The sequence below is a fragment of the Paucibacter soli genome, assembly GCF_037482845.1.
Lineage (GTDB): Bacteria > Pseudomonadota > Gammaproteobacteria > Burkholderiales > Burkholderiaceae_C > Paucibacter_B > Paucibacter_B soli.
In genome coordinates this window covers 1-25,346 of sequence record NZ_JBBHJW010000005.1, presented here as the reverse complement: position 1 = coordinate 25,346, position 25,346 = coordinate 1, and the positions used below count along the sequence as shown (strand labels likewise).

Here is a 25,346-nt window from a genome sequence, read left to right as displayed (position 1 = left end):
CTCTCCTAGCGCGGGGTGGTTGCCAAAGCATGAACATGGCGCGTGATCGCCTGCGTGATGAAGCGCGCGGTGATCGGCGTGCCGTCGAAGTGCAGCACCTTGGTCAGGCGCGCCGGCGCCACCTCCAGCTCGTTGATCAGCAGGCTGCGCATCTGCGCGTCGCGGTTCTGCTCCACCACGAAGACCTGGTCGTGCGCGGCGATGAAGTCGCGCACGCTGTCCGGGAAGGGGAAGGCGCGCAGGCGCAGGCCGTCGAGGTGGATATGGGCCGCGTCCAGCGACTCCAGCGCCTCGTCCATGGCCGGTGCGGTGGAGCCGAAATAGATCACCCCCAGGCGCGTCTTCTGCGCCGCGGGCTTCAGCACCGGCGGCGGCACCAGGGTCGCGGCGGTGGCGAATTTCTTCAGCAGGCGCTCGACATTACGCATGTAGTCGGGCCCCGCCTCGGAATAGCGCGCGTACTCGTCGCGCGTGGTGCCGCGGGTGAAATAGGCGCCGCGCGTCGGGTGGGTGCCGGGCAGGGTGCGCCAGGGGATGCCGTCGCCGTCCACATCCTTGTAGCGGCCGAAATCCTTGCCCGCCTCCAGCTCCTCGGCCGTCATGACCTTGCCGCGGTCATAGCTGCGGCTCTCGTCCCAGGCCAGCGGCTCGCACAGGCGCTGGTTCATGCCTATGTCCAGGTCGCTCATCACGAACACCGGGGTCTGCAGCCGGTCCGCCAGGTCCAGCGCCGTGGCCGCATGCTCGAAGCATTCCCTGGGGTCCTGCGGCAGCAGCAGCACATGCTTGGTGTCGCCATGCGAGGCATAGGCGCTGCTCAGCAAATCGGCCTGCTGGGTGCGCGTGGGCATGCCCGTGCTGGGGCCGCCGCGCTGCACATCGATGATGGTGAGCGGGATCTCGGCGAAATAGGCCAGGCCCAGGAACTCGGTCATCAGCGAAACGCCCGGCCCCGAGGTGGCGGTGAAGGCGCGTGCGCCGTTCCAGCCCGCGCCGGTGATCATGCCGATCGAGGCGATCTCGTCCTCGGCCTGCACGATGGCGTAGCGATGCTGGCCGGTGGCGGGGTCGACGCGGTACTTGCTGCAGTATTTGTCGAAGGCCTCGGCCACCGAGGAACTGGGCGTGATCGGGTACCAGGCGCAGACGGTGGCGCCGCCGTACACGCAGCCCAGCGCCGCGGCGCTGTTGCCATCGAGGAAGATGCGCTCGCCCACCTTGTCGGCGCGCCGCACCTTCAGGCCAAGACCTTGCGTCAGGTGGTCGCGCGCGAACTCGCGGCCGGCGTGCAGGGCGCGCACATTCGAGTCCAGCAATTTCTCCTTGCCCCGGTACTGCTCGGCGAACAGCCTTTCAATCACCGTCGGGTCCATGTCCATCAGCTGTGACAGTGCGCCCAGCACCATGATGTTCTTGAACAGCTGGCGCTGGCGCGAGTCCTCGTAGGTGGCATTGCAGATCGCGGTGACCGGCATCGCGATCACCTCCACATCCTTGCGGAAGGCCTCGGGCGGCAGCGGCCGGGTGGAGTCGTAGAACAGATAGCCGCCGGGGCTGATCTCCTTGACGTCCTGCTCCCAGGTCTGCGGGTTCATCGCCACCATCATGTCGACGCCGCCGCGCCGGCCCAGCCAGCCGGCCTCGCTGACGCGCACCTCGTACCAGGTCGGCAGGCCCTGGATATTGCTGGGGAAGATGTTGCGCGGACTCACCGGAACGCCCATGCGCAGGATGGCCTTGGCGAACAGCTCATTGGCCGAGGCCGAACCCGAGCCATTCACATTGGCGAACTTCAAGACGAAATCGTTGACGGCTTCGATTCGGCTCATGCCACCACCTTCCTTTCTGCGGGACTGACGCGGGCGGGCGTATCGCGGCAGGCCGGCCCGGCCTTGGTGGTGAGCAGCAGGAACTTCTGCATGTCCCAGGCGCCCGTGGGGCAGCGCTCGGCGCACAGGCCGCAGTGCAGGCAGACATCCTCGTCCTTGACCATCACGCGCGCCGTCTTCAAGGGGCCGCTCACATAGAGATCCTGCGCGAGGTTCAGCGCCGGTGCCTTGAGGCGCTGCCGCAGCTCCGCCTCCTCGCCGTTCGCCACGAAGCTGATGCTGTCCATCGGGCAGATGTCCACGCAGGCATCGCATTCGATGCAGAGCTTGTCGGTGAACACCGTCTGCACATCGCAATTCAGGCAGCGCTGCGCCTCCTTGAAGGCGGTGGCGGCGTCGAAGCCCAGCTCCACCTCCACGCGTATGCTGGCCAGCGCCTTCTCTGCCGCGGCCCAGGGCACCTTGTGGCGCAGCTCCTGGGTGATGGCGTTGTCATAACTCCATTCGTGAATGCCCATCTTCTGCGAGAGCAGGTTGACATGCGGCGGCGGGCGCTTCGTCACCGGCTCGGCGTGCAGAAAGCGGTCGATCGACACCGCCGCCTCATGGCCATGCGCCACCGCGGTGATGATGTTCTTGGGCCCGAAGGCCGCATCGCCACCGAAGAAGACCTGGGGCAGGCTGGACTGGAAAGTCTGGGCATCCAACACCGGCAGGCCCTGCTCGTTGAAGGCCAACCCGGCATCGCGCTCTATCCAGGGGAAGGCGTTCTCCTGGCCCACCGCGATCAAGACCTCGTCGCAGGGAATGCTGATCTCGTCGCCCTGGCTGGCGCGCTTGAAGCGCATGCCGGTGAGCTTGCCGTCGGCATCATGCTCGAAGGCCAGCGGCACATGGAAGTCCAGGATGGGGATGCCCTCATGTTCGGCGTCCTCCTTCTCCCAGGGCGAGGCCTTCATCTGCGCATAGCCGCTGCGCACCGCCACCGTCACCGAGGCCGCGCCCAGGCGGCGCGCCGAGCGGCAGCAGTCCATCGCGGTATTGCCCCCGCCCAGCACGATCACGCGCGGCGCCACGCCGCTGACATGGCCGAAGGACACCGAGGCGAGCCAGTCGATGCCGATGCGGATATGGGCGGCCGCCTCCTGCCGGCCTGGCAGGGTCAGGTCGCGCCCGCGCGGCGCGCCGCAGCCCACGAACACCGCGTCATAGCCCTCGGCCAGCAGGGCGCGCATGGATTCGATGCGCCGGCCCGCACGCAGCTCCACGCCCAGGCCCAGGATGTAGCCGCATTCCTCGTCGATCACGCTCTCGGGCAGGCGAAAGCGCGGGATCTGGCTGCGGATGAAGCCGCCGGGCTTGGTCTCGCCATCGAACACGGTGACCGCATAGCCCTGGGTGGCGAGGTCGCGCGCCACCGTCAGCGAGGCCGGGCCTGCGCCCACGCAAGCCACCTTTTTGCCGTTGCGCGGCAGGGGCTTGGGCAGCAGGGCGCGCAGCTCCTGGCTCTTGTGGTCGGCGGCCACGCGCTTCAAGCGGCAGATCGCCACCGCCTCGGGTTTCTTGCCCTCGCCGACGTTCTTCTCTTCCACGCGGCCGCGCCGGCAGGCCGGCTCGCAGGGGCGGTCGCAGGTACGGCCGAGCACGCCGGGGAAGACGTTGGAGACCCAGTTCACCATATAGGCGTCGTCGTAACGCCCCTGGGCGATCAGGCGGATGTACTCGGGGACGGGCGTGTGGGCCGGGCAGGCCCACTGACAGTCAACGACCTTGTGGAAATAGGCCGGGTCTTGGGTATCGCTGCGCTGCACCTGGGTCGCCTCCTGTGCTGGAACGGCGCGAGGCACTCACCAGATCCGGACGTCGTGCGCCAAGCCGGGGCCTCACTACGCGGGCCAGTCTACGCTGGGTACGGCGGCAAAGGAGACGGGGGCAAACCCGGCCAGGCCCAAAGCTGGGCCAAGACTGACCGGCGTCAAAGCCGCGGCGGGCGGCTCAGCGGTAGCGCGCCAGCATGCGCTCGATCTCGCCCTCGGCCACCAGCGTGTCGATCGCGCGGCTGATGGCCTCGAAGGGCAGCTTGCCGGCCCGAGAAAAGGCGCATTGGGTCACCGAGCGGTTCAACACCAGTTCGGTGCGCAGCTTCAGGCCGGGATCGGTCTTGAGGTGATAGTCAAGGCTGAGCTGGTCGACGATGGCGTAGGGGCTGCGGCCCAGCCCCAGCTTGACGAACAGCTGCGCCATGCTGAGCGCATCGTCGCGAAGCATGGGCTTGTGCTGCAGCGCCGCGTCAAGCGCCGGGTAGCGATAACCCAGCACCGTGCCGACATGCTTGCCGCCCAGCTCGGGCAGGCGGCGCAGCGCAGGCGCCGTGGCTTGCGCCACGATCACCTCGGCGGTGGGCAAGAGGGGTCGGCTCCAGTGAAAGTCGCCGTCGATCCAATGCGGCAGCACATAGCACAGGCCGTCGGCCTCGCCGGCCGCCAGCGCCAGCGGCACGCGCTTGCTGGGCATGGGCAGGTAGCGCACCTTCAGGCCCAGGCGCGCGGCGATCGCATCGCCCAGGTCCTTGGTCAGGCCGTCGACCAGTTGCCCGCCCTGAAAGCCGGCCACCGGCATGTCCTGATTCTTGGGCGCCAGGAAAACGATCTCCTGCGCCGGCGCTGCGCGGCAGAAGCAGGCCAGCGCGAGCGCCCATGCGCAAGGAAGCGGCAGTTTGCTTGTGATGCTTGTCAACACGTCCGACCCGCGGCACGGTGCCGCAGGTCTGAAGTTACCACCAAGCGCTCAGCGCCGCCGTCTGGTTTGATACAGGGGCTTCTTGCCCTTCAGATGCCGCTCGATGCCGTCGTTGAGGCGGCCGCGCAGGTCCACCACCGCGTCCACCTGGCCGAAGATGCCGGGAAAACGCAGGTCCAGCCAGAGCCACAGGGTGCAGCTGCGCAGCGCCTGCTCCATGCGTTCCAGGCGGCTGTGCTCGTCCACGTCCTGCAGGAACCAGGGCGAACCGGCCTGGCCCGTGAGGGCGTGGCGGTGCGTCCAGTCGAGGAACTCCTGCAGCTGGGCATCGGTGCGCGTGTCCACCGGCGCCTGGGCGTAGATGAAGCGCTGCTTCAGGCTCAGCGTGCCGGCGCTGCGGTCCAGCAGCTCGGCCAGCTCCAGCATCTGCTCCAGCTCGGCCACCGCGAAATGCGCATCGTCCAGGCGCAGCTGGTCCATGAAGACGTCCAGCACCGCGCGCAATTTGTTGAGGCCCAGGCGCTCGGCGATGGTGGAGACATGCCACCAGTTGGGCGCCACCGCGGCCTTGAAGTCGCGCGGCGCGCGCGGCTGCTTGGGTAATAGCTCCTTGAGGGTGCGCGCGGCGCTGGGTTCGGCCTCGCGCAGCACGCCGCAAAAGCCCTCGTCGTGCATGCCGTAGCGGCCCGCGCGGCCGGCGATCTGGTGCACCTCGGAGACGCCCAGGGTGCGGTCGGTCTGGCCATCGAACTTCGTCATGGTGCTGAAGAGCACGCGGCGTATCGGCAGGTTCAGGCCCATGCCGATCGCGTCGGTGGCCACCAGGATATGGCTGGCGCCATTGGCAAAGCGCTCGGCCTCGCGCTTGCGCACCTCGGGCGGCAGGGCGCCGTAGATCACCGAGACCGGGTGGCCCGCCTGCGCGATCTGGTCGCGCAGCATCAACACCTCGCGGCGGCTGAAGGCCACCACCGCATCGCCCTTCTTCAGCGCCGCGATCGGCACCGCTGCGGGCAGGAGCTGCACCTCCTGCTTGCGCTCGAAATGCCGCACCGTGCAGCGCTCGCCGCACAGGCCCAAGAGGTTCTCAATTGCCGGCACCGCATAGGCCGAGCAGATGATGATGACCTCGTTGGCCGGCACCGCGACGATGGCCTGGGTCCAGGCCCAGCCGCGGTAGAGATCGAACAGCATCTGCGCCTCGTCGATCACCGCCACATCGATGGGCTTGTTGGTGTTGACCATCTCGATGGTGCTGGAAACCACGCGCGCGCCATCGGCCGGCACGTTCTCCTCGCCGGTGAGCAGCGAGCAGGGCACGCCGCGGCCCACCAGGCGGTCGCGGCCCTCCAGCGCCAGCAGGCGCAGCGGCGCCAGATAGGCGCCATCGTGCGCGGCAGCCAGGCGCTCGAAGGCCGCGTGGGTCTTGCCGCTGTTGGGCGGGCCCACATAGAGCGTGACCGTGCGCTGCATGCGGCGCGCCACCTCGAAGGTGTCGGGGTAGCCCTGGAAGGCCAGCTCGCTGTTGAGCCCGGCGAGGGTGTTGAGCTCGGCGACGCGGTGTTCCCAGCGGTCCTGCGCGCGCGTGCAGCCGGCCTTCAGATCGGCCAGCGATTGCGGCGTCGCGCATTCGGCCTGCAGGCGCGGCAGCAGCGAATCGAGTTGCTCCTCGTTGAATGCCTCGCTGCGTGCCAGCAGATTCTGCAGATGCGCTTGCAGCTCGGCCGCCTGGGCATAGGGCGGCGCGGCGCCCAGCGCGGCCTTGAGAGCGGACTGTTCGCCGCTGCGGTAGAAGTCCCACACCGGCGCCTCGTGCTGCGGCACGCGGTAGGCCACCGGCACGGACCAGCCGGGGCGCGCCAGCACCAGCGTCTGGCTGCACAGCCGGCTCCAGGCCAGGCCCTCGCGGCGCAGGCCCTGGGTCTCCAGCTGGGCGGTGCGCTGCTGCATCAGCGCGCGCACCGTGGGCGCGGTGCCCAGCGCGTCCAGATGGCGCAGTGCCGTGGCCATCAGCGCCGGGTCTATCCAGCGGCTGGGGCGCGCGCCCGCCACGGCCTTCTGCAAGAGGATCAGGCCCAGGCGGTCAAGCTCGTCCTCATGGGTGTTGTCGCCGAAATCGGCCGGCGTGCAGACCTGCGGCAGCTGGTAGGCGGCCTGGCGTATGCGCTGCAGTTCCTGCAGGCCGATCTCGGCGGGCAGGCGGCTGGCATGGCGGGCGTGGGGCAGGAGCTTGGTAATAGGCATGGAGAGCGTGCCGGCGGCACGCGTGCAAGGAAATAGGAGTTTAGGAAGCCCGGGCCAGGACCTCGGCCTGCCACAGCCGGGTCAGCTTTTTCGCCTCCCAGGCCCAGATGGCGGGATGCAGGGCGCGCGCGACCTGATACTGGCTGGCGGCGATCAGGCCGCGCGCCACGTCGGGGCTCAGCTCCAGGCTGTCGACGCGTATCGGGCGCGCATGGCCGCGCGCCAGATGGGTCTGCCCGGCGTCGCTGAAGATGTATTCGCGCGTCAGCATGGCCGCGTTGGGATGCGGCGCATGCTTGTTGATGATGGTGGTGTAGCCGCTGGTGATCGAGCCATCCTCGGGGATGAAGATCTCCCAGTCGCCCGGGTCGGGCACGCGCTTGCGCATCGCCAGGGCCACGAAGTCCCACATCACATGCACGTCGGCAAGGTTCTGGTTCATCGGCACCGGGCCGGGGTAGATGTAGAGCAGCCGCCCCTCGCGGTGCATGGGCGCGAACTGGGCCAGCGCGGGCTGCAGCTGGGTTTCATTGCCACCCAGGGCCACGGCCGCCGCCAGCACCGCGGCATTCGCCTGCGCGCTCGGGCCCACCTCGCCCAGCAGCAGGCGGTACTGGCCCTTGAACAGCGCCTGCCAGCTGCGCGGCGGCCTGGGCAGGCGGCGGGTGTTGACCAGGAAGGCGATGGTGCCGGTATAGGCCAGCGCCCAATGCCCATCGGCGTCCTTGGCCCAGTCGGGAATCTCGGCCCAGTTGCTGGGCTTGTAGGGGCGCGTGACGCCGCGGCTGCGCGCGATCGCGCCGAACTCGAAGCCGACGTCGCCGATGTCCACCGTGGCGGCCCGGCCCTCGGCCTCCAGCAGCGCGATCTCCTCGCCGCTGGTCATATTGCGGTCGCTGTGCACCAGGCCGTAGAGGCGGCGCAACTCGGCCCAGGTATCGCGCCAGTTGGCCCAGCTGTCGGGCATGCCCAGGCTGTGGATGCGGCCCTCGGCACGCGCGGCCCGCTCCAGCTCCCTGAGTGAAGCGGGCGGCTGGGCCCAGGCCGAGCGCGCGGCCAGGCCGGTGCCAAGCAGGGCCATCAGGCGGCGGCGGTTCATCGGCGTGCGCAGGTAAGGGAAGGTGGCGGGCAAGGCGGCATTTTCGCCGCAAATGCCCTGCCGCCCTAGAGGCGCCTAAAAGCGCGTGCCCAGGGTCAGGTCCAGGCCGGGAAAGGTCATGCGCTCGAACAGCTCGTTGACGCGCTCGGCGCTCCAGTCCTGCGCCTCGTCCATCCACCACACCAGCATGGACCAGAGCGCCCCCACCACATACTGGGTGGCCAGGTCCACCGCCGCAGCGGCGCGGCCGGGCGACTGCCCCTGCGCGAGCTCGGCATGCACCAGGGCGCGCAGCATGGCGCGCATATGGCGCTCCACGCTCACCTCGCTCTCGCGCGCCACCGTCATGCGGTAGAGCTGGCGGTGGCTGGCCAGATGCTGGAAGAAGGCCAGGCTGAAGCCCAGGCGCCGATCCGGCGCACGCGCGGCCTCCAGCCAGGCGCGCAGCCCCTGCACGCTCACCGCCAGCAGTTCGTCCTTGCTCTCGAAATGCGCATAGAAGGTGGCGCGCCCCACGCCGGCGCGGTCCAGCAGATTCTGGATCGTCAGGCGTTCGTAGCCGCGTTCGCACATCAGCTCGAAGAGCGCGTCGAGCAAGAGTTCGCGACTGCGTTGCGCGCGGCGATCGGGTGCTTTGACAACAGGTTCTGGCATGTTCTCGAACAAAGCGGGGCTGGCAATTCGCTAACGAACAGGCGCTGCCGGCTTGTTCGGGGCTTTTGGACTGCGGAACAGTATGTTCGGGTCCAAGCCAAGCAACAAGAGCAAGGACCCGATGCCGCAAGACCTGACCCCCGCCCTGATCGCCCTGCAGGGCGTGAGCAAGCAATACCCGTCGGCGGCGCGCCCCTGCGCCGCGCTGCAGGACCTGAGCCTGCAGATCCAGGCGGGCGAATGCGTGGCCGTGATGGGCCCCTCGGGCAGCGGCAAGACCACCCTGATCAACCTGCTCACCGGCATCGACAGCCCCAGCAGCGGCGAGATCCTGGTGGCCGGCCAGCCCATCCACCGCATGAGCCAGGAGGCGTTGACGCGCTGGCGTGGCCGCCAGGTCGGCGTGGTGTTCCAGTTCTTCCAGCTGCTGCCCACGCTGACGGTGGCCGAGAACGTGATGCTGCCGATGGACTTCTGCGCCACTTACCCGGCCCGCGAGCGCCGAGCGCGCGCCCTCGATCTGCTGCAACGCCTGGGCATTGCCGAGCAGGCCGACAAGCTGCCGACCGAGCTCTCGGGCGGCCAGCAGCAGCGCGCCGCGATCGCCCGCGCACTCGCCAACGACCCCGCCATCCTGGTGGCCGACGAGCCCACCGGCAACCTCGATTCCGCCACCGCCGACGAGGTGATGGGCCTGCTGGCCGCGCTCACCCGTGAGGGCAAGACGGTGATCACCGTGACCCATGAGCGCGAGCTGGGGCGCTTTTTCAGCCGCACGCTGACGCTGCGCGACGGGCGGCTGGTGCAGGATTCCAAGGGGCTCACATGAGCACGCGCTGGGTCAAGATCTGGCGCGATTTGATGAGCAGCCGTGGCCGCATGGCCTTGATCGTGATCGCACTGGCGGCCAGCATCGCCGGTGTGGTGACCATGCTGAGCGCCACCATCGTGCTGGCGCGCGAGGTGCCGCTCAACTACCTCGGCACAAATCCCGCCTCGGCGCAGCTCGAGTTGCCGCAGCGAGCGCCGGCCGCCGTGCTGCAGGCGCTGCGCAGCCAGCCTGGCGTGCTGGGTGCCGAACTGGGCGGCACCTTGCTGGGCCGCATCCAGGTGGGCCAGCAGGGCTGGATGCCCTTGATGCTGTTCGTCGTGCCCAGCTTCGAGACCCTCGCCATCAACCGCGTGCATGCGGACAGCGGCAGCTGGCCGCCGCCGCGCGGCAGCCTGCTGATGGAGCGCAGCGCCCTGAGCATGAGCCAGGCGCGCGTGGGCGCCAAGGTCCAGCTTGAACTGCCCGCCGCGGGTCGCATCAGCGTGCCGCTGGCCGGCACGGCGCATGACCCCGGCGTGGCGCCCGCCTGGCAGGAGCAGACCGTCTATGGCTACGTCACCCAGCAGACCCTGGCCGACTGGGGCCAGCCACTGGCGCTGAACCTGCTCAAGCTGCTGCTCCGAGACGACGCCGACCAGGCCAGCATCGAGGCCGCCGTGCGCCCCCTGGCGGCCTGGTTGAGCAGCCAGGGCCTGCCGGTGCTGCAGGCCCGCATCCCGCCGCCGCGCCTGCATCCGCACCAGTCTCAGATGATGACGGTGGTGGGCATGCTGCTGATCTTCAGCCTGCTGGGCCTGCTCTTGGGCGCGCTGCTGACGGCCAGCACCATAGGCGGCCTGCTGGCCCAGCAGGTGCGCCAGATCGCCATCATGAAGACCATTGGCGGGCGCTCCAGCCAGATCGCCGGCCTCTATCTGCTGATGGTGGGCGCGCTCGGGCTGATGGCGGTGGCGCTGGGCTGGCCGCTCGGCTGGGCCGCCGGCCGCGGCCTGATGAGCGCGGTGGCTCGCTTGCTGAATCTGCGCCTGGACTCGCTGGCCCTGCCCGGCTGGGTGTTCGCTGCCACCCTGGGCATAGGCATCGCCGCACCCATGTTGGCGGCGCTGCTGCCGATCTGGCTGGCGGCGCGGCGCACGGTACGGTCGGCGATCGACGACCACGGCGTCAGCGCCAGCGCCGCCGCCGAGCGCGGCCGCCTGGCGCGCTGGCTGACGCGCCTGAGCCTGGGCGACGCCGCGCTCACGCTGGCGCTGCGCAACACCTTCCGGCGCCGCGCCCGCCTGCTCATGACCCTGCTGCTGCTGGGCGGCGCCGGCGCCATGTTCATCACCAGCCTGAACCTGCGCGCCGCCTGGGAAGCCCGGGTGCGTGAGGCCGCGGCCGACCGGCATTTCGACATCGAGCTGCGGCTGCAACAGCCCCAGGCCCTGGAGCGCCTGGAGCCGCTGCTGCGCGCCCTGCCCGGCCTGGCCGCCTTCGAGCCCTGGAGCCTGATCGGCACCTCCCGCCATCAGGACAGCGAACTGGAGGTGGTGCACAGCTATCCCGATGGCGGACATGGCAGCGTCTCGCTGCGCGCCGCCCCGCCGGCCACCGCCATGATCGAGCACCGCATGCGCGCGGGCCGCTGGCTGCGCCCGGATGATCGGCACGCCGTGGTGCTGAACAGCGGCGCCGCGCAGAGCAATTTCGCGGATGTGGGCCTGGGCGACTGGGTGCAGCTGGACGTCGCCGGCCAGCCGCAGCGCCTGCAGGTCGTTGGCATCGTGAGGGAGGCGCTCACGCCCAGTGCCATGTATGTCACGCCGCAGACCTTTGCCGCGCTGACCGGCATGGCCGGGCAGAGCAACGCGCTGCGCATCGCACTGAAGCCAGGCAGCGACGCCGAGGCCAGCGGCACGGCCCTGGTGCGGGCGCTGGAGGGGGCCGGCATGGCGGTCAAGTTCCTGCTCACCGAGCAGCGCTTCGCTGCCGCCCAGGGTGGTCATGTCTACATCCTGATCTACGCCCTGGTCTTCATCGCGAGCCTGATGGCCGTGGTGGGCCTGTTGGGCCTGAGCTCGGCGCTGGGCAGCGCGGTGCTGGAGCGCACGCGCGAATTTGGTGTGCTGCGCACCGTGGGCGCCAGCTCGGCCGCGGTGCTGCGCAGCGTGCTGGCCGAGGGCCTGCTGATCGCGCTGCTGAGCGTGGGGCTGGCGCTGCTGCTCGCCACCGGTTTGTCGGCGCGCGTGGGCGCGGTGCTGGGTGCGATCTCGCCGCAGCAACTGCTGCTGCAGCTCGCGCCCAGCGCGCTTGGCCTGTGGCTGCTCTTGCTGCTGCCCGCGGCGCTGCTGGCAAGCTGGTGGCCGGCGCGGCGCGCCGCCGGGCTGACGATACGCGAGACCCTCAGCGCGTGAGCTGGTCGATGCGGCGCTGCTGCAGATCCACCTCGCCGGGCGGCGCCAGCAGATCGCGCACCGTGGGCAGCGAGGCCGCTGCAGCAGCGGGCTTCGGCGCCGCGGCCGGCGCCGCGATCACCGTGACCGTGCCGCGCGTCATCGCCGCCTCCTGGCTGCCGGCCGGGCAGGGCGCGCTGCGGTATTCCACCGTCGCGCCCACCCGGCATTTGTGCAGCGCTTCGACGCCACGCCCCGGCACCAGCGCCTGGCCCGACGCCAGGACCTGGCGCAAGCGGACGCGCGCCTGCTCGGGATAGGCCAGGCCCAGGCCCAGCAGCACACAAAGTGCGACGACGAGAAGAATCAATGTTCGGCGCATATCAGTTATCCATTCCGCATTCGCGGCAGCCGCGATGCATGAGACCCGCGGGCCGAGCGCCGGGCCGCTCCCAAGCCGGCCCGCCTTGGCGATGTGCTTGCCGGTCGAACCGGCAAGCATCGCCGTCCCCCTGGGGGACCGGCCAAGGTAGGCCTTGGACGAGGGGTTGTCACTTCAATCCTGAAAGATGGCGCGCGCCGCCACCTGGCGCATGTTCAGCGGCAACGCGTTGACGAGCGCAAGAATCTCGATGCTGCGCTCGCAGTCCTGGCGCCGCTGGGCCTTGCGGCCGGCCTGGAACAGGCCCGCCAGAATCGCCGGCGCGCGCTCGCCCAGACGGTGCTGCAGCACCACCTGTTCGTTGGCATTCACCGGGCGGAAGTCGGGCCCCTCGCCCTGCATCGCGGCCTGCACCAGCCAGGCGTTTTCCCGGCCTATCAGCGCTTCGTCCAGCTGACGCTTCACGGCCGCCTGCCCGGCCAGCAGCGCCGCGCATTGGCTGGGGCCGAGCTGGCGGGCGCTCTTGAGTTGATCGCTCCAGATCGCCAGATAGGCCACCCGGAGTTCGTTGCCGGCGCTTTGCAGCAGCCCGGGCAGCAGGGCGGTGACGAGCGCCTGGCCCTCGGCCTGCACCTGCGCCGCATCATCGCCTTGCGCGAGCGTCGCCGCCATGCGCTCGGCCGCGGCATCGATCAGGCCGGGCAGATAGCGATTCAGCCAGTACCAGCTGGGATGGCCGCGCAGCTGCTCGGCGAGCTCGAAGCGCGCATCGGCCGCGCCGGCCGCCGGCAGGGCCACGTCCAGCGTGGCCGGCGCAGCATCGAGCAGGCCCGCGTCCTCCCATTGCGTGCGTGGCACCTGCCAGCGCGAGGCCGGGCCGGCCTGCAGCATGCGCGCGATGAAGGGCTCGGGCAGGCCCAGGGCGCGGTAGCGCGAGGCCAGCTCGACCGCCACCGGCCCCGCCAGCAGGGGGCTCAGCAGGCCGCTGGCGGCCCCGCTCAGACCCACCGCGGCGGCCGGCACGATCTGGCGCTCGGCACCCGCCAGGAAGATCAGCGCGCAGGCGCCATCGCAATTGCCGGTCACGCGCGTGCGCAGCTTGCGCGCCCGCACGAAATCGGCGATGCGCTGGGCCTCGGCCAGGCGCCCGCCGGACGACGCCAGCTCCAGCACCCTGAGGCGTTTGGCGTCGGCCGCAATGCGCATGAACTCGGCGCCATCGCCGCGCCCGAGCGGGCCCTTCAGCGCCAGGCGAGCGCCGTCCTCCGACAAGGTGATGGCGGCGTTGCCGAGCGGATCGCTGCCACTGGCCAGCTGCAGGTACTGGCCGGCGCGCGGCAACACATCGAAGCCGCTGGCAAGCAGCACCGCGCTCGCGAGCACCACCAGGGCCGCATGCGCCGCGAGCGCGCGGCGCTGGTCGGGGCCCGAGCGCGCATAGGCGCTGGCGGCGCGCCAGCAGCCCGGCACGGCCCAGCACAGCGCCAGCAGCAGCAGCGCCCAGACCGCCAGCAGCGCCGCGCTGCCCAGGCTCAGCATCGCGCCATGGACGTTGACCTGCATGGCCAGGCCCAGCGCCGCGGCCAGCAGCGGCAACGCCACCAGCACGGTGTTGAGCCAGAAGCTGACGGCCAGGGGCAGCTCGCCCAGCCAGTGCGACAGCAGATAGGCCCGCAGCCGGGCCATGCCGGGCTCCGGCCGTCCGGCGCCACCGCTGGCACGCACCACCGCCGTGCCAGCGAACTGGTCGTGCCAGCCCCGGCGCGCGGGGTGGATCGCGGTCCACAGCAGGCCCAGGCCCAGCGGCAGGGCAGACGCCAACCAGAGCAGCCAGCGCAGCGCCAGCTGGCCGACGCCGGGCCGGCCGCCGCTGGACGCGTCGACGATGCGCAGCGCGCACACCAGCTTGCCGGGCGTGGCGCCGCAGGCATGCCAGAAGCCCAGCACCAGCGCGCTGGGCAGCAGCCATTTCACGCCGGCCAGGGTCAGCGCCGCCAGGGTACCGGGGCCGGCGCCGAGGGCATCGCCGCGCAGCAGCCAGCCCAGCGGCGCCAGCACCATATAGAGCAGCAGCGCATCGATGGCCAGCGCCAGCGCGCGGACCTTGAGGCCCGCTGGTTTCATGTCTTGCACGCCCACCCCTCGCCCGGTTTATTGTTGTTGGCTGCCTGGCACCCGCTTTTCAGCCGTTAGGCCATGGTAGCCGAGGGCGCCGGCCTATTTGTAGAAGGCTTCCACCTTGCCCTTGAGCTTGATCATCAGCGGATGGCCCTTGCGGTCCACGGTGCGGCCGGCGGGCACCTTGACCCAGCCCTCGCTGATGCAGTACTCCTCGACGTCGAAGCGCTCCTTGCCGTTCAGGCGGATGCCGATGTCGCGCTCGAACACGGCGGCGTCGTGAAAGGGGCTGCGCGGGTCCACCGAAAGGCGGTCGGGCATGGCGGGGGTGGCTTGGGCTGCGTCGGTCATGGGGTTTGCGGATCTCGTGTGGAAGATGGGTAGGGCGTGATTTTCCAGGATTTGCCGGGGCCTGCCCGCGCGCTCGGCCACGGCCGGTCATCGAGATCGACGCCGGCGCGTTCTTGATGCACGGATACTGCGCCATGTGCACGGGAGTTGCTGATGAGCCAGCTTGCAAACTTCGCCCACGCGCCAGTCGCCGCGCCCGCCCTGCTGCTCGCTGCCCTGCTGTGCGGCTGTGGCGGCGGCGCGGCCGAAAACGCCGCCCCCAGCCAGCAGGCCTGCATCCGGCTGCAGGGCAAGACCCTGGCTGGGGCCAGGGTGCTGGCGGCGCAGGACATGGCCGCCAGCGCCGATGTGCCGGCGCATTGCCAGGTCAGTGCCAGCATGGCGCCCAAGCTGAACATCGTGCTGCGCCTGCCCGTCAGCTGGAATGGCAAGCTCTACTACGTGGGCGGCGGCGGCTACGACGGCGCGGTACCCCCGCTGGCGCAGAGCGCGGCCGCCTTGGGCAAGGGCTTTGCCACGGTGGCGAGCGATGGCGGCCACCAGGCCAGCGGCGTGGACGCCAGCTGGGCCCTGAGCGATCCGACCGCGGCGCGCATGTTCGGCAGCGAGGCCATTCCAACGGTGCTGCCCGCCGCAGTGGAGATGATCAGGGCGGCCTATGACGCGGCGCCCTCCAGGTCCTATCTGGAGGGCTGCTCGAATGGTGGCCGCGAGGCGCTGATGATGGCGCAGCGCTATCCGCTGCTGTTCGACGGCATCATTGCGCGCGCACCGGCCTACAACTGGACCGGCCTGATGGGCGCCTACCAGCGCAACGCCAAGGCGCTGGCAGCGCCCGGCGCCATGCTCGGTGCCGCCAAGATCGCCAGCCTGGCCGGCGCGGTGCGCGCGGCCTGCGACAGCCTCGACGGCCTCGCGGACGGCATCGTCTCCAACCCGGCCGCCTGCAGCTTCGATCCGGCCCAGCTGCGCTGCCCGGGCGGTGCCGAAGCCGGCAGCGGCTGCCTGTCGGACGTGCAGCTGGCGCTGCTGCAGTCCTGGACCAGCTCAGCGCAGTTCACCACTGCCGCGGCCAGCTACCGCAACCCTGGCTGGAAGCTCACCGGCAATGAGGACGACAGCGGCGCCTGGGCGCCCTGGCTGACCGGCAATGGCGATGTGCGCGCATCCCTGCAGTACCTGTTTCAGGACACCACGGTGAAGTCCTATCTCGCCCGGAATCTGAGCATCGACAGCCTGCTCTACCGCTACGACCAGGACGCTGCCGCACTGAGCGCCCTGGCCGCGCTCAACGATGCCACCAGCACGGCGCTGGGCGCCTTCCACGCCCGCGGCGGCAAGCTGATGCTCTGGCATGGCGGCAGCGATGTCGCCATCAGCCCCAAGGGTAGCGCCGAGTACTACCAGGGCCTGCTGACGGCCCTGGGCGGCCAGGCGGTGTTGGACGGCTTCGTGCGCTTCTACATCGCACCGGGGGTCAACCATTGCGGTGGCGGTCAGGGCGCCGACGAGGTGGACCTGCTCGCGGCACTCGATGCCTGGGTGGTCCAGCAGCAGGCGCCCGCCACCCTGCTGGCCAGCAAGCGTTTTGCCGGCACCCCGCTGCTGACACGGCCGCTCTGCGTCTATCCCCTGTACCCACGCTACATCGGCCCGGCCAAGGACATCGGCGCGGCCTTGCAGGCCTCGAACTTTGTTTGCGCACCCTGATTACGCACCGCTTGCCCCAGCGCAACAAAGTGCTACCTGGCCGCCCTGATGGGCCTTGAAACGGGGGAACGTCGGCATAACGTTTGAATAGCAGGGAGTCCATGCCGGGCGATCAGCGCACCGGCCAGCAAGAGAAAGGAGTGCGCCATGTTCAAGCATCTGCTCCTGCCTACCGACGGTTCCGCCGCCTCCGAGTCGGCGATTGCCAAGGCCATGACGCTGGCTCAGGAATGCGGCGCGCGGGTCACGGGCCTGCATGTGATCCAGCCCTTCCATGTGTTTGCCTACGACGTCGAAATGATCGAGGACACCAAGGTCACCTATATGGCGCAGGCCGAGGCGCGCGCCGCGCGCTACCTGGCGGTGATCAGCAAGGCCGCCGAGGAATGCAAGGTAGCTTGCGATGTGCTATCGGTTGCCGACGAACATCCCTTCGAGGCCATCGTCCGATCCGCCAAGGCACGCGAATGCGACCTCATCGCGATGGCCTCGCATGGCCGGCGCGGCTTCAAGTCGCTGCTGCTGGGCAGCGAGACCCAGAAGGTGCTGACGCACAGCCAGGTGCCGGTGCTGGTGTGGCGCTGAGACTGCCCGAGCCTGCCCGTCAGGGCTGCGGACGCTCCGGCCCCTGCGTGCCCTGGGCGCGCGCCGACAGATAGGCGTACAGGTCGACGATATGGGCGCTCACCTCCGGGTTGCCCTGCCAAGCGGGCATGCTGAGGGCGCCGGCCTGGCGCTGCAGCACCGCTTCGATGAGGGCGTCGCGCGCCGCGCCCGCGCTGTCGGCCTGCGCCGCCGGCAGGTTCCAGTCATAACGCTGCAAGACCAGGCCCACGAAGCGGCGTGAGCCCATCTGCTGCACGCGCGGCAGCAGGTCGGGCGCGCCCGCCGTGCCGTTGGCGGCGGGGCCATGGCAGCGCGCGCATTTGTCCTGGAACACGCGCCAGCCGCTGTAGACCGAACCGGGCGGCCGGGCCTCGCGGGCCAGTTGCTGCGCCGGCTGCAGGTTCTGCAGCTCCACGGCACAGGCGCTCAGCAGCAGCGCCGCCGCAATGCTGATGACGGTGGTTGATGAAGAAGACGGCTTGGGCATGGGCACCTCCGCATGGCTGGCGCTCCGATTGTGAGCCGCGCCCGCAGTCCGGCCTTGCCTTGGCTCAAGGCCTTGCCACCACCCGCGCCAGCGCCTGCTGCGCGCCCGCGAGCGCTGCGATGCGCTCGCGCAGATAGCTGGCCAGGCGCGGTTGCTGACTCTGCGCCACATTGAAGCGGATGTGCGGATCGCCCGCGCCATCGGCCATGAAGGTCGATCCACGCACCAGCAGGATCTGGTTGCGGTAGGCATCCTGCACCAGGGTCTCGACGTCCACCCCCGGCGGCAGCGCGGCCCACAGGAACAGGCCGCCCTCGCTGGGCGTGTCGATCTGCATGCCGGCCTCGGCCAGCTGCCTGAGGCAGTGGTTGCGCGCCGTGATGAGCTTGCGCTGCAGGCGCTCCAGATGCTTGCGCCAGCGGCCCGCGGCGAGCAGCTCCAGGAACACCAACTCGTTGAGCGCGGCGGTGGTGAGCACCTGGTAGATCTTCTCGCGCAGCAGGGCGCGCAGCAGCGCGGGCTCGGCGGCCATATAGCCCACCCGCAGCGCCGGGCTCACGGCCTTGCAGAAGCTCGAGTAGTAGATCACCCGGTCCAGCCCCGAGAGCGCGGCCAGGCGGGTCGGCTGGCCGGGGTGGAAATGGCCCTGCACATCGTCCTCGGCGATCAGCAGGCCATGGCGCTGGGCCAGCACCAAGAGGCGGTGCAGATTGGCCGGGCTGCTGCCCCAGCCGGTGGGGTTGTGCAGGGTGGTCTGGACGAACAGCAGGCGCGGCTTGTGCACGCGGCAGGCGGTCTCGAGCTCGTCCAGGTCTATGCCATCGGGGCGGCGCGTGATCGGCAGCAGGCGCAGGCCCAGCTCGCGCAGGCGGCCGAACATCAGGAAGTAGCCGGGGTTCTCCACCAGCACGGTATCGCCGGGCTGCAGCAGGGCGCGGCAGATCAGGTCGATCGCATGGGTGCCACCAAAGGTGGTGAGCACGCGGCCGGCATCCGCCGCGATGCCCTGGCCGCGCAGCAGCGTGGCGATGCGCTCGCGCAGCTCGGGCAGGCCCTGGGGCGGGCAGCGCGTGGCCATGCCGGCGGGGCTGCGCGCCAGCGCGCGGGTCAGGGTGCTGGCCGGCACGGCGTCCTGCAACCAGCTGGCGGGCAGGGCACCGCTGCTGGCCAGCAGCAGGCCGGCGCGCTGGTCGTTGGCCTGCTGGGCCAGCCACACGGGCTCCTGCTCCTCGCCCGCCTCCAGCGCCACGGCATCGGGCGCCGCCGCGGCCACACCGGCATGGACGAAATAGCCCGCCGTGCCCTGGCTGTCGATCAGACCCTCGGCGGCGAGCCGGTCGTAGGCCGCCACCACGGTGTTGGGGCTCACCGCCAGCTGTGCCGCCAGCTGCCGTATCGACATCAACCGGGCGCCGGCCGGCAGCTGGCCGGCATTGATCAGCCCGCGCAGCCGCGCCTCGATCTGGTCGGCCAGCGGGGTGGGGGAGTTGCGGTCGATGGAGAACACGCTGGGAGTCTAGGCGAGGAAGCGGATCGCCAACACCAGCAAGGTGCCGCCCATGCTCAGGTTGAAGACGCGGCGCTTAAGCGGGTCGTCCAGCCAGCGCCGGATCGCCATGCCGAACAGGGCCCAGCTGGAGCTGCAGGGAAAGCCGATCAGCGAGCCCAGCAGCGCCGCCACCAGGCCGCCCTGCAGCGGGCCGAGGTTGGCGGGCATGAAGACCGAGGCGATCGTCACCGCCTTGACCCAGCTCTTGGGATTCACCGCCTGGAACATCAGGCCCTGCCAGAAGCTGGCCGGCCGGGGTGCCTCGCCACTGTTGATGCCGCCCGCGCCGCTGAGCTTCCAGGCCAGAAAGATCAGGTAGAGCGCGCCCACGATGCGCAGCGCGTCCTGCGCCAGCGGGTAGGCCATGAACAGGCTGCCCAGGCCCAGGCAGCAGACCAGGGTCTGCACGGCCACGCCCACATTGATGCCCAGGATCTGCGGCAGCGCGCCGCGGAAGCCGAAGTTGGCGCCAGTGGTGGTGAGCATGACGTTGTTGGGCCCCGGGGTGCTGGACATGACGAAACAGTAGGTCATCAGGGGCAGCAGTTCAGACATCGCAGGGGGCTCCGGTTCAACAGTGCCGCCAGCTTAGGCAGGGTGGCCGGCGCGGCCAAGCCACAAGCCGGTGCCCACGGCACAACGCTGTATCAGTGCCGGTGGAGGTACAAGCGCGCAACAGCCTCCCGGGAAGCTACGGTATTGCCGCCTTGTGCCGGTGTCGGCCGGTCGTCCGCGGAGATCGGCAAAGACTTCAATTTTCTTTGCCACGCAGGCGATTGCGGATTGCCAGCAGGGCCGCTTTCGCCGACAGTCGCGGCTTTTCCACCCATCTTGACGACCGCCGCGCCGTGACCACCTTTCCCCTCGACAGCGCCCCCGCAGCGAGCAGCGCTCGCACGCTTAGCGACCGCGCCTTCTTAGGCCACCCGGCCGGCCTGGGCTGGCTGGCCTTTTGCGAGCTGTGGGAGCGCTTCTCCTACTACGGCATGCAGGCCCTGCTGGTGCTCTACCTCAGCAACTACCTGTTCCTGCCCGAGCACATCGGCGCGGTGGACGGCATGGCGACGCTGCGCGCCTTGATCGAAAACCTCACCGGCCCGCGTTCGCCGCAGCAGCTGGCCTCGGTGGTGTTCGGCCTCTACGCCGGCTTCGTCTACCTAATGCCGCTGTTCGGCGGCCTGCTGGCCGACCGCTGGCTGGGCCGTACCCGCACCGTGGTGATGGGCGCCAGCCTGATGGCGCTGGGCCATTTCCTGATGGCCTTCGAGGCCAGCTTCCTGGCCGCGCTGGCCTGCCTGCTGGTGGGGGTGGGCTGCTTCAAGGGCAATATCGCCGCCCAGGTGGGCGCACTCTATGCGCCCGGCGACAAGCGCCGCGCCAGCGCCTTCCAGATCTTCATGCTGGCGGTGCAGATCGCGGTGATCCTGGCCCCCATCGTGTGCGGCACCCTGGGCGAAAAGCTGGCCTGGCACTGGGGCTTCGGCGCCGCCGGCGTGGGCATGCTGATCGGCCTGGTGGTGTATCTGCTGGGGCGGCGCTGGCTGCCGGCCGAGGCTGCGCGTGGCGCTGCCGCCAAGGCCGCGCTGGCCGGCCAGGCCAAGCCGCGCATGACGCGCCAGGAGCTGGCGCGCCTGCTGCTGCTGATCGCGCTGATCCCGGTACTGGTGCTCTCGGTGGTGGGCAACCAGCAGTACAACAACGCCTTTCCGCTCTGGTCGCAAAAGCATATGGACCTGGTGCTGCTGGGTTGGCAGGTGCCGGTGACCTGGCTGCAGGCGGTGGATGCCTTCTTCAGCACCGCCACCATGCTGGCCTCGCTGGCCTTCTGGCGCTGGTGGGCGACGCGCCGCCGCGAGCCCGACGAGATCACCAAGATGGCGCTGGGCTGCCTGGTCAGCGCGGCCGCCCCGGCGCTGTTGATGCTGGCGGCCGCTCATATCGCGGCCACCGGCGAGAAGGTCAGCTTTGCCTGGACCGTGGGCTACACCCTGCTCAACAACCTGGGCTTTGCCAACATCATGCCGGTGGGCCTGGCGCTGTACTCGCGCGCCGCGCCGCGCCGCCTGGAAGGCCTGCTGATCGGCATCTACTACCTGCACCTGTTCGTGGGCAACACCTTCGTCGGCTGGCTGGCCGGCCTGCTCGACGAGCTGCCCGGCGGCCAGTTCTGGGCCCTGCATGCGGCCCTGGTGGCGGCCGCGGGCCTGCTCTTGCTGGTGGTGAAGCTGCTGTTCGGCAAGGTGCTGGCGCCGGACGACGCGCCAGCCTAAGTGTCAGCAAGCCTGCGGTAGGCAAGCAGGAACAGCGTGCCCAGCAGCACGTCGATGGCCGCGAAGATGCCCAGCGGCAGCGGCGCGCGCGCGGCCGCCAGCAGGGCGAAGCTGGAGGCCGCGAACGAGAACTTCTCGAGCACGGCGGCCAGCATCACCGGGCGCAGCCGCGTGGGCTGCCTGGCAATCGCCAGAAAGGCGAACTGCCAGGCCAGCGCCAGGCCAATGAATCCGTAGAAATGCTCCGGATGGGTGATCGGCGGCGGGAAGTCCCGCCCCAGCTGGCCCTCCAGAAAATACTGCGGCGCCAGCATGACGATGCCGTAGACGGCGGCCCAGAAGAACACGCGCTTGGCGAAGGTTTCGGAGCTGTTCATGGCTGCAGAGTCTAGGTTTCGGCCGCATGGCAGACCACGCAGAGCTTGTTGCCATCGGGATCGCGGAAATAGGCGCCGTAGTAATGCTCGTGATACTCGGGCCGCAGGCCCGGGGCGCCCTCGTCCGTGCCGCCGTGGGCCAGGGCCGCCGCATGGGCAGCGCGCACCAGCGCCCGGCTGGCGGCCAGCAGGGCCACCATCTGGCCGTTGCCGGCATGATGGGGCGCGCGGTCGTAGGGCTTGCCGATCAGGAACAGCGGGCGCGGATCGGGGCTCGATTGCCAGCCCGCCCATGGCCGGCCGGCATCGCAGAAGCGCGCCTGGATGCCAAGCGCGGCCATCAGCGGCCGGTAGAAGGCGAGCGCGCGCTCGAAGTCACTCACGCCGACGAAGATGTGTGAAAACATGGCTGAACAAGAGGGGCGAGGTGCGCGTTGCGGGGTGATTCAGGCCTTTGCGCTCGCATCGAGCAAGGCCCGCTGTGCGGCCCAGGCGATCGGCACGCCGAACAGCAGCATATGGGACAGCAGGTCCAGCGCGGTGGCGAGCGGCTTGAAGCTGACCGGATAGGGGAAGGCCGACAGCGGCAGTACCAGCAGCCGCATGGCCAGGAAGACCAGGGCACCGAACAGGCCGCCCGCAAGCAGCGGATGCAGCGCCAGACCCAGGGCGGCGACCGGCAGGCCACCGGCAAACGCGGCGCTGCCGAGCAGGCCGCTGGCCACGGTCTGCAGCAGGCGCACGGGCGTGGCACCCTGGTAGGCGGCAAAGGAAATCGCAAACAGGATGTCCAGCGCGCCGGCGATCGACCCACCCAGCAGCACGGCGTAAAGATGGGCAGCGTTCATGAGCGAGCGCTTCTCACGATGCGCCGGCACGCCTGACCAGTGCCATTGCTCACCTCGGGCGATCAGCGCGCCACCTCCACCACAACGGCCTGAATGCGCCCCTCCACAGGGCCGCTGCCGAATACCGCTGCGATCGCGGCTTCGGCGGCCTGCGTCGCCTCCTCGAGCCGGTTGCCGTCGATGGCTTCGATCTCATTGCGCAGCGGCGTGCCCTGGCAGTAGGCCGTGGCCGGCAGGCATGGCGAAGCCGCGCGGCTCATGAAACCGAGGGTGCTGAAGTGTGCCGGCGCCGCGAAGCCGGCGCGCGCCAGATCCGTCGCCATCTGCGCCTGCTCGTGGTAGCCATGCGGCAAGCGCGCCAGAAACTGCGGCGGCCTTGCAGGAAACAGCGCCGCCAGCGCGCGGATCACAACATCGGCGAACTCGTTGTGCTCGATGGCGTCCCAGGCGCTGAAGAGGAATGAGCCGCCGGGCCGCAGCACACGGCGCGCCTCCGCCATGGCAAGGGCCCGGTCGGGAAAGAACATCACGCCGAACTGGCACACCACCACATCGAAAGACGCGTCGGGGAAGGGCAGGCTCATCGCATCGGCCTGCTGCCACTGCACTGGCCGCGCCGTGCCAATGGCGGCCGCATGGTCCAGCATCGGCTCGTTGAGATCGCTTGCCACCAGCGCTGCCTCGGGTGGCAGGCGCGCCGCCAGCCTGCGCGTCAGCACCCCGGTGCCGGCGGCGACCTCCAGCACCCTCGCCGGCCGCAGCGCGGCGACGCGCGCGGCCATGTCGACGGCATAGGGCTCGAAGATCAGCGGCACCAGGTATTGCTCGTAGAGCTGTGGAATGGAGCCGGCAAACAGGCGATCGGTGTGGGATGTATTCATCATTGTTGATTCAGCATGCGCCGATGGGAGCCCGTCGCGTTTATACGCCGGCGGGGGCGATCTGTGCTTGCTTGGCGGGCGTCTGAGTTAGGCGAGCGCATGCCGCTGCCGGCTGGTGTCGGCCGCTTGACAAGCACCGTCCTGCGGCGCATAAACGCTGACTCTCGGGCGCCCAGGCTACGCTTGTCAGCTCGACACCGACGAAGGAGACCTTCATGCGCCCACATGCCCTGGCCCTCGTTATTGCTGGCTCCACCAGCCTTGCCGGCGCATTCCTGGCCGGCGTTGCCCACGGACAGGCTGATGCGCCAAGGGAAACAAAGGGGCAGACTGCGGCCGTCCTGCATTCCATTGATCTGACCGAGGAGATCGACTCAGTCAAGGGCAGGCCGCTGCGAATGCGCCGAATCACATTACAGCCGGGCGGCGTGCTTGGCATCCACACACACAAGGACCGACCGACTGTCAGCTACTTCCTCCAGGGCGAAGTCACCTACCACCAGGCCGACAAGCCGGACGTAGTGATCCACCCTGGAGAGGGCTTTGCAGAGGGCAAAGCGACGACGCACTGGGCCGAAAACCGCGGAACGATCCCCGCAGTGTGGATAGCCGTAGACATTCCAAAGGCACCTTAGGACTTGGCCCGGCCGATTGTGTGTGGCGCCTTGTGAATCTCGCCTCGAAGCAGGCCGATGCACCTTGACGACGGCTTGAACTGGACCGCCGATGCCCTTGCTACCCGAGCCGGCGGGCCGCTTGCCTCGCACCGTGCGACGACGGATAGACGCTGACCGCCGGGCATCATTCGGAACGCCCATCGAACCATCGCGGAGGAACGCCGTGAACCGATTCAGCCTACGCACCCGGCCTCCCATGGCGTTGCTGCTTCTCTGGATTGTTCTGCCCGAGCGCTGCGCCATGGCTCAAGCCACCCTCAAAGATCAGGTCGTCGGAACCTGGGCATATGTCTCGGTTGACCTGGTGCGCCCCGATGGCATTCGCGAGCCCCTCTTTGGACCCAATCCGCAGGGACAGGCGACCTTCGATAGCAATGGCCGCTACATCTTGATGACCGCGCGCGCAGGGCTGGCCAAATTCACTTCCTCCAATCGCATGCAGGGTACACCGGAGGAAAACCAGGCCGTCGTTCAAGGCTCGATCGCTCACTTCGGCAGATATAGCGTCGACGAAACGGCCAAGACGATCACGTTCCACATAGAAGCCAGTACCTTTCCAAACTGGAACGGAGCCGACCAGAAACGGCCGTTCACGCTCAAGGGTGACGAGCTCACATGGAGGACCCCCGCTTCGACCGGCGGCGGTACTGCCGAAGTCGTGTTGAAGCGAGCAAGGTAGCGCTGGCCCAAGCGCTTGCTTCTATCGCCGACACGGCCAGTTCAAGAACGCAACGCGCGCCCGTTCGCCACCTGGCGCGGCCTGGTGCACTGCCCGCGCGCCAGTGGCGGCAAGCTGCGTCCGGGCCGCATCAACAAGCGCGGTGCCGACTACCCGCGCACACTCTGGATCCAAGGCCCAAGTCTGCGCTGCTCAGCGCGGGCAAACACGCTGCCCGCGTCTCGAGCTGGCTGTCCTTCGTCCCTAGGCCTGCGCTTAGGCAAGCAGCCTGGGCCAGGCCTTGACGAGAAATCAATGCCACGCTGTTAACGCGCTGAGAAGTCCCTGCAAAGACTCAGGCATCGCGGCGTCTGCGCACCCGGTAAGTGCGAAGCGCGGCCTCAGTTTGCGATGCCTCGGTGGTGCATGGATCAAACGATGGCTTGGCGCCAATATGGGTTGCGCAGAGCGGACGTGTGAACGCGATGACGCCGTGGATGGGGAATTTCCCGCGCGTCAATGCCGCGATCGGTTCGTTCACCGCAGTGGAAACTGGCCGAGCACGGCGGACCACGGCGGGCGAGCAGCTTGGCCTGCCGCCAAAATGATGGTGCACGCCGGAACCCGCAGCAGCCTCGGCAGTATGGCTAGCCTGGTGCA

At 69.4% G+C, this 25,346-nt stretch carries 25 protein-coding genes; 8 read left to right on the top strand and 17 right to left on the bottom strand.

Annotation, left to right across the window (positions count from 1 at the left end; all coding sequences use genetic code 11):
- Positions 1-5: 5 nt before the first annotated feature.
- The 6 genes from WG898_RS11770 to WG898_RS11745 form a co-directional block, all read right to left on the bottom strand.
- A complete protein-coding gene (locus tag WG898_RS11770) occupies positions 6-1,829 on the bottom strand; it encodes a 2-oxoacid:acceptor oxidoreductase subunit alpha (RefSeq protein ID WP_339602987.1) in 1,824 nt (607 codons plus the stop codon).
- A complete protein-coding gene (locus tag WG898_RS11765; protein ID WP_339603288.1) occupies positions 1,826-3,640 on the bottom strand; it encodes an FAD-dependent oxidoreductase in 1,815 nt (604 codons plus the stop codon). Before WG898_RS11765 ends, WG898_RS11770 begins: the two co-directional genes overlap by 4 nt.
- 184 nt (positions 3,641-3,824) lie before the next feature.
- Entirely contained in the window at positions 3,825-4,448 is a 624-nt protein-coding gene (locus WG898_RS11760) for a substrate-binding periplasmic protein (RefSeq protein WP_339602986.1), read from the bottom strand.
- Positions 4,449-4,616: 168 nt separating this feature from the next.
- Positions 4,617-6,812, bottom strand: a complete 2,196-nt coding sequence (locus WG898_RS11755; RefSeq protein ID WP_339602985.1) for a helicase-related protein — start codon at positions 6,810-6,812, stop codon at positions 4,617-4,619.
- A 40-nt stretch (positions 6,813-6,852) separates the two neighbouring features.
- On the bottom strand, positions 6,853-7,944 hold the full coding sequence (locus WG898_RS11750) for an ABC transporter substrate-binding protein (RefSeq protein WP_339602984.1): 1,092 nt from the start codon (positions 7,942-7,944) through the stop codon (positions 6,853-6,855).
- Between the two features lie 42 nt (positions 7,945-7,986).
- On the bottom strand, positions 7,987-8,565 hold the full coding sequence (locus WG898_RS11745) for a TetR/AcrR family transcriptional regulator (RefSeq protein WP_339602983.1): 579 nt from the start codon (positions 8,563-8,565) through the stop codon (positions 7,987-7,989).
- A 121-nt stretch (positions 8,566-8,686) separates the two neighbouring features.
- On the opposite strand from WG898_RS11745, the gene WG898_RS11740 reads away from it, so the two are divergent.
- Both WG898_RS11740 and WG898_RS11735 read left to right on the top strand, forming a co-directional pair.
- A complete protein-coding gene (locus WG898_RS11740; RefSeq protein WP_339602982.1) occupies positions 8,687-9,394 on the top strand; it encodes an ABC transporter ATP-binding protein in 708 nt (235 codons plus the stop codon).
- A complete protein-coding gene (locus tag WG898_RS11735) occupies positions 9,391-11,793 on the top strand; it encodes an ABC transporter permease (protein WP_339602981.1) in 2,403 nt (800 codons plus the stop codon). The genes WG898_RS11740 and WG898_RS11735 overlap by 4 nt, the downstream gene beginning before the upstream one ends.
- Here WG898_RS11735 and WG898_RS11730 read toward each other — a convergent pair.
- The 3 genes from WG898_RS11730 to WG898_RS11720 all read right to left on the bottom strand — a co-directional run bounded on the left by WG898_RS11730 (position 11,783) and on the right by WG898_RS11720 (position 14,623).
- The gene (locus WG898_RS11730; protein ID WP_339602980.1) at positions 11,783-12,154 is read right to left on the bottom strand and encodes a hypothetical protein; all 372 of its coding nucleotides are present in this window, start codon (positions 12,152-12,154) and stop codon (positions 11,783-11,785) included. The two genes, WG898_RS11735 and WG898_RS11730, sit on opposite strands and share 11 nt — an antisense overlap.
- 174 nt (positions 12,155-12,328) lie before the next feature.
- A complete protein-coding gene (locus tag WG898_RS11725; RefSeq protein ID WP_339602979.1) occupies positions 12,329-14,278 on the bottom strand; it encodes an RDD family protein in 1,950 nt (649 codons plus the stop codon).
- Between the two features lie 93 nt (positions 14,279-14,371).
- Positions 14,372-14,623, bottom strand: coding sequence for a DUF3297 family protein (locus WG898_RS11720; RefSeq protein ID WP_339602978.1), 252 nt, complete (start codon positions 14,621-14,623; stop codon positions 14,372-14,374).
- Positions 14,624-14,776: 153 nt separating this feature from the next.
- Between WG898_RS11720 and WG898_RS11715 the strand changes: the two genes are divergently transcribed.
- Together WG898_RS11715 and WG898_RS11710 are read left to right on the top strand one after the other, a co-directional pair.
- Positions 14,777-16,333 (top strand): tannase/feruloyl esterase family alpha/beta hydrolase, encoded by a 1,557-nt coding sequence (locus WG898_RS11715; protein WP_339602977.1) that lies wholly within the window; start codon positions 14,777-14,779, stop codon positions 16,331-16,333.
- Positions 16,334-16,480: 147 nt separating this feature from the next.
- Positions 16,481-16,918: a universal stress protein gene (locus WG898_RS11710; RefSeq protein ID WP_339602976.1), complete on the top strand. Its 438-nt coding sequence runs from the start codon at positions 16,481-16,483 to the stop codon at positions 16,916-16,918.
- Between the two features lie 19 nt (positions 16,919-16,937).
- Here the strand turns inward: WG898_RS11710 and WG898_RS11705 are convergent, their stop codons facing one another.
- From WG898_RS11705 to WG898_RS11695, 3 genes are all read right to left on the bottom strand, one after another.
- Entirely contained in the window at positions 16,938-17,426 is a 489-nt protein-coding gene (locus WG898_RS11705) for a c-type cytochrome (RefSeq protein WP_339602975.1), read from the bottom strand.
- A gap of 64 nt (positions 17,427-17,490) precedes the next feature.
- Positions 17,491-18,933: an aminotransferase-like domain-containing protein gene (locus WG898_RS11700; protein ID WP_339602974.1), complete on the bottom strand. Its 1,443-nt coding sequence runs from the start codon at positions 18,931-18,933 to the stop codon at positions 17,491-17,493.
- Between the two features lie 9 nt (positions 18,934-18,942).
- Complete coding sequence (locus WG898_RS11695) at positions 18,943-19,530, bottom strand: LysE family translocator (RefSeq protein ID WP_339602973.1); 588 nt, start codon at positions 19,528-19,530, stop codon at positions 18,943-18,945.
- A 293-nt stretch (positions 19,531-19,823) separates the two neighbouring features.
- Between WG898_RS11695 and WG898_RS11690 the strand changes: the two genes are divergently transcribed.
- A complete protein-coding gene (locus WG898_RS11690; protein WP_339602972.1) occupies positions 19,824-21,245 on the top strand; it encodes a peptide MFS transporter in 1,422 nt (473 codons plus the stop codon).
- Here the strand turns inward: WG898_RS11690 and WG898_RS11685 are convergent.
- The 4 genes from WG898_RS11685 to WG898_RS11670 all read right to left on the bottom strand — a co-directional run bounded on the left by WG898_RS11685 (position 21,242) and on the right by WG898_RS11670 (position 23,351).
- Entirely contained in the window at positions 21,242-21,622 is a 381-nt protein-coding gene (locus WG898_RS11685) for a hypothetical protein (RefSeq protein ID WP_339602971.1), read from the bottom strand. The two genes, WG898_RS11690 and WG898_RS11685, sit on opposite strands and share 4 nt — an antisense overlap.
- Positions 21,623-21,633: 11 nt before the next feature.
- Entirely contained in the window at positions 21,634-22,029 is a 396-nt protein-coding gene (locus WG898_RS11680) for a VOC family protein (RefSeq protein WP_339602970.1), read from the bottom strand.
- A gap of 39 nt (positions 22,030-22,068) precedes the next feature.
- Positions 22,069-22,470, bottom strand: a complete 402-nt coding sequence (locus WG898_RS11675; protein ID WP_339602969.1) for a hypothetical protein — start codon at positions 22,468-22,470, stop codon at positions 22,069-22,071.
- 62 nt (positions 22,471-22,532) lie between these two features.
- Positions 22,533-23,351, bottom strand: a complete 819-nt coding sequence (locus WG898_RS11670; protein WP_339602968.1) for a class I SAM-dependent methyltransferase — start codon at positions 23,349-23,351, stop codon at positions 22,533-22,535.
- Positions 23,352-23,566: 215 nt separating this feature from the next.
- On the opposite strand from WG898_RS11670, the gene WG898_RS11665 reads away from it, so the two are divergent.
- From WG898_RS11665 to WG898_RS11655, 3 genes are all read left to right on the top strand, one after another.
- Complete coding sequence (locus WG898_RS11665; RefSeq protein ID WP_339602967.1) at positions 23,567-23,986, top strand: cupin domain-containing protein; 420 nt, start codon at positions 23,567-23,569, stop codon at positions 23,984-23,986.
- 205 nt (positions 23,987-24,191) lie between these two features.
- Positions 24,192-24,707, top strand: coding sequence for a lipocalin-like domain-containing protein (locus WG898_RS11660; protein WP_339602966.1), 516 nt, complete (start codon positions 24,192-24,194; stop codon positions 24,705-24,707).
- Positions 24,708-24,722: 15 nt separating this feature from the next.
- Positions 24,723-25,016: a transposase gene (locus WG898_RS11655; protein WP_444718933.1), complete on the top strand. Its 294-nt coding sequence runs from the start codon at positions 24,723-24,725 to the stop codon at positions 25,014-25,016.
- Between the two features lie 25 nt (positions 25,017-25,041).
- Here the strand turns inward: WG898_RS11655 and WG898_RS11650 are convergent.
- Positions 25,042-25,346: hypothetical protein (locus WG898_RS11650; RefSeq protein ID WP_339602965.1), on the bottom strand; the 305-nt coding region annotated here is incomplete at its 5' end.

Bases quoted from the DNA above. Each gene is read 5' to 3' on its own strand.
- WG898_RS11770 (WP_339602987.1), bottom strand. From the start codon at position 1,829: ATGAGCCGAATCGAAGCCGTCAACGATTTCGTCTTGAAGTTCGCCAAT.
- WG898_RS11760 (WP_339602986.1), bottom strand. From the start codon at position 4,448: ATGCCGGTGGCCGGCTTTCAGGGCGGGCAACTGGTCGACGGCCTGACC.
- WG898_RS11755 (WP_339602985.1), bottom strand. From the start codon at position 6,812: ATGCCTATTACCAAGCTCCTGCCCCACGCCCGCCATGCCAGCCGCCTG.
- WG898_RS11745 (WP_339602983.1), bottom strand. From the start codon at position 8,565: ATGCCAGAACCTGTTGTCAAAGCACCCGATCGCCGCGCGCAACGCAGT.
- WG898_RS11740 (WP_339602982.1), top strand. From the start codon at position 8,687: ATGCCGCAAGACCTGACCCCCGCCCTGATCGCCCTGCAGGGCGTGAGC.
- WG898_RS11735 (WP_339602981.1), top strand. From the start codon at position 9,391: ATGAGCACGCGCTGGGTCAAGATCTGGCGCGATTTGATGAGCAGCCGT.
- WG898_RS11730 (WP_339602980.1), bottom strand. From the start codon at position 12,154: ATGCGCCGAACATTGATTCTTCTCGTCGTCGCACTTTGTGTGCTGCTG.
- WG898_RS11725 (WP_339602979.1), bottom strand. From the start codon at position 14,278: ATGAAACCAGCGGGCCTCAAGGTCCGCGCGCTGGCGCTGGCCATCGAT.
- WG898_RS11720 (WP_339602978.1), bottom strand. From the start codon at position 14,623: ATGACCGACGCAGCCCAAGCCACCCCCGCCATGCCCGACCGCCTTTCG.
- WG898_RS11715 (WP_339602977.1), top strand. From the start codon at position 14,777: ATGAGCCAGCTTGCAAACTTCGCCCACGCGCCAGTCGCCGCGCCCGCC.
- WG898_RS11710 (WP_339602976.1), top strand. From the start codon at position 16,481: ATGTTCAAGCATCTGCTCCTGCCTACCGACGGTTCCGCCGCCTCCGAG.
- WG898_RS11705 (WP_339602975.1), bottom strand. From the start codon at position 17,426: ATGCCCAAGCCGTCTTCTTCATCAACCACCGTCATCAGCATTGCGGCG.
- WG898_RS11695 (WP_339602973.1), bottom strand. From the start codon at position 19,530: ATGTCTGAACTGCTGCCCCTGATGACCTACTGTTTCGTCATGTCCAGC.
- WG898_RS11685 (WP_339602971.1), bottom strand. From the start codon at position 21,622: ATGAACAGCTCCGAAACCTTCGCCAAGCGCGTGTTCTTCTGGGCCGCC.
- WG898_RS11680 (WP_339602970.1), bottom strand. From the start codon at position 22,029: ATGTTTTCACACATCTTCGTCGGCGTGAGTGACTTCGAGCGCGCGCTC.
- WG898_RS11675 (WP_339602969.1), bottom strand. From the start codon at position 22,470: ATGAACGCTGCCCATCTTTACGCCGTGCTGCTGGGTGGGTCGATCGCC.
- WG898_RS11670 (WP_339602968.1), bottom strand. From the start codon at position 23,351: ATGAATACATCCCACACCGATCGCCTGTTTGCCGGCTCCATTCCACAG.
- WG898_RS11665 (WP_339602967.1), top strand. From the start codon at position 23,567: ATGCGCCCACATGCCCTGGCCCTCGTTATTGCTGGCTCCACCAGCCTT.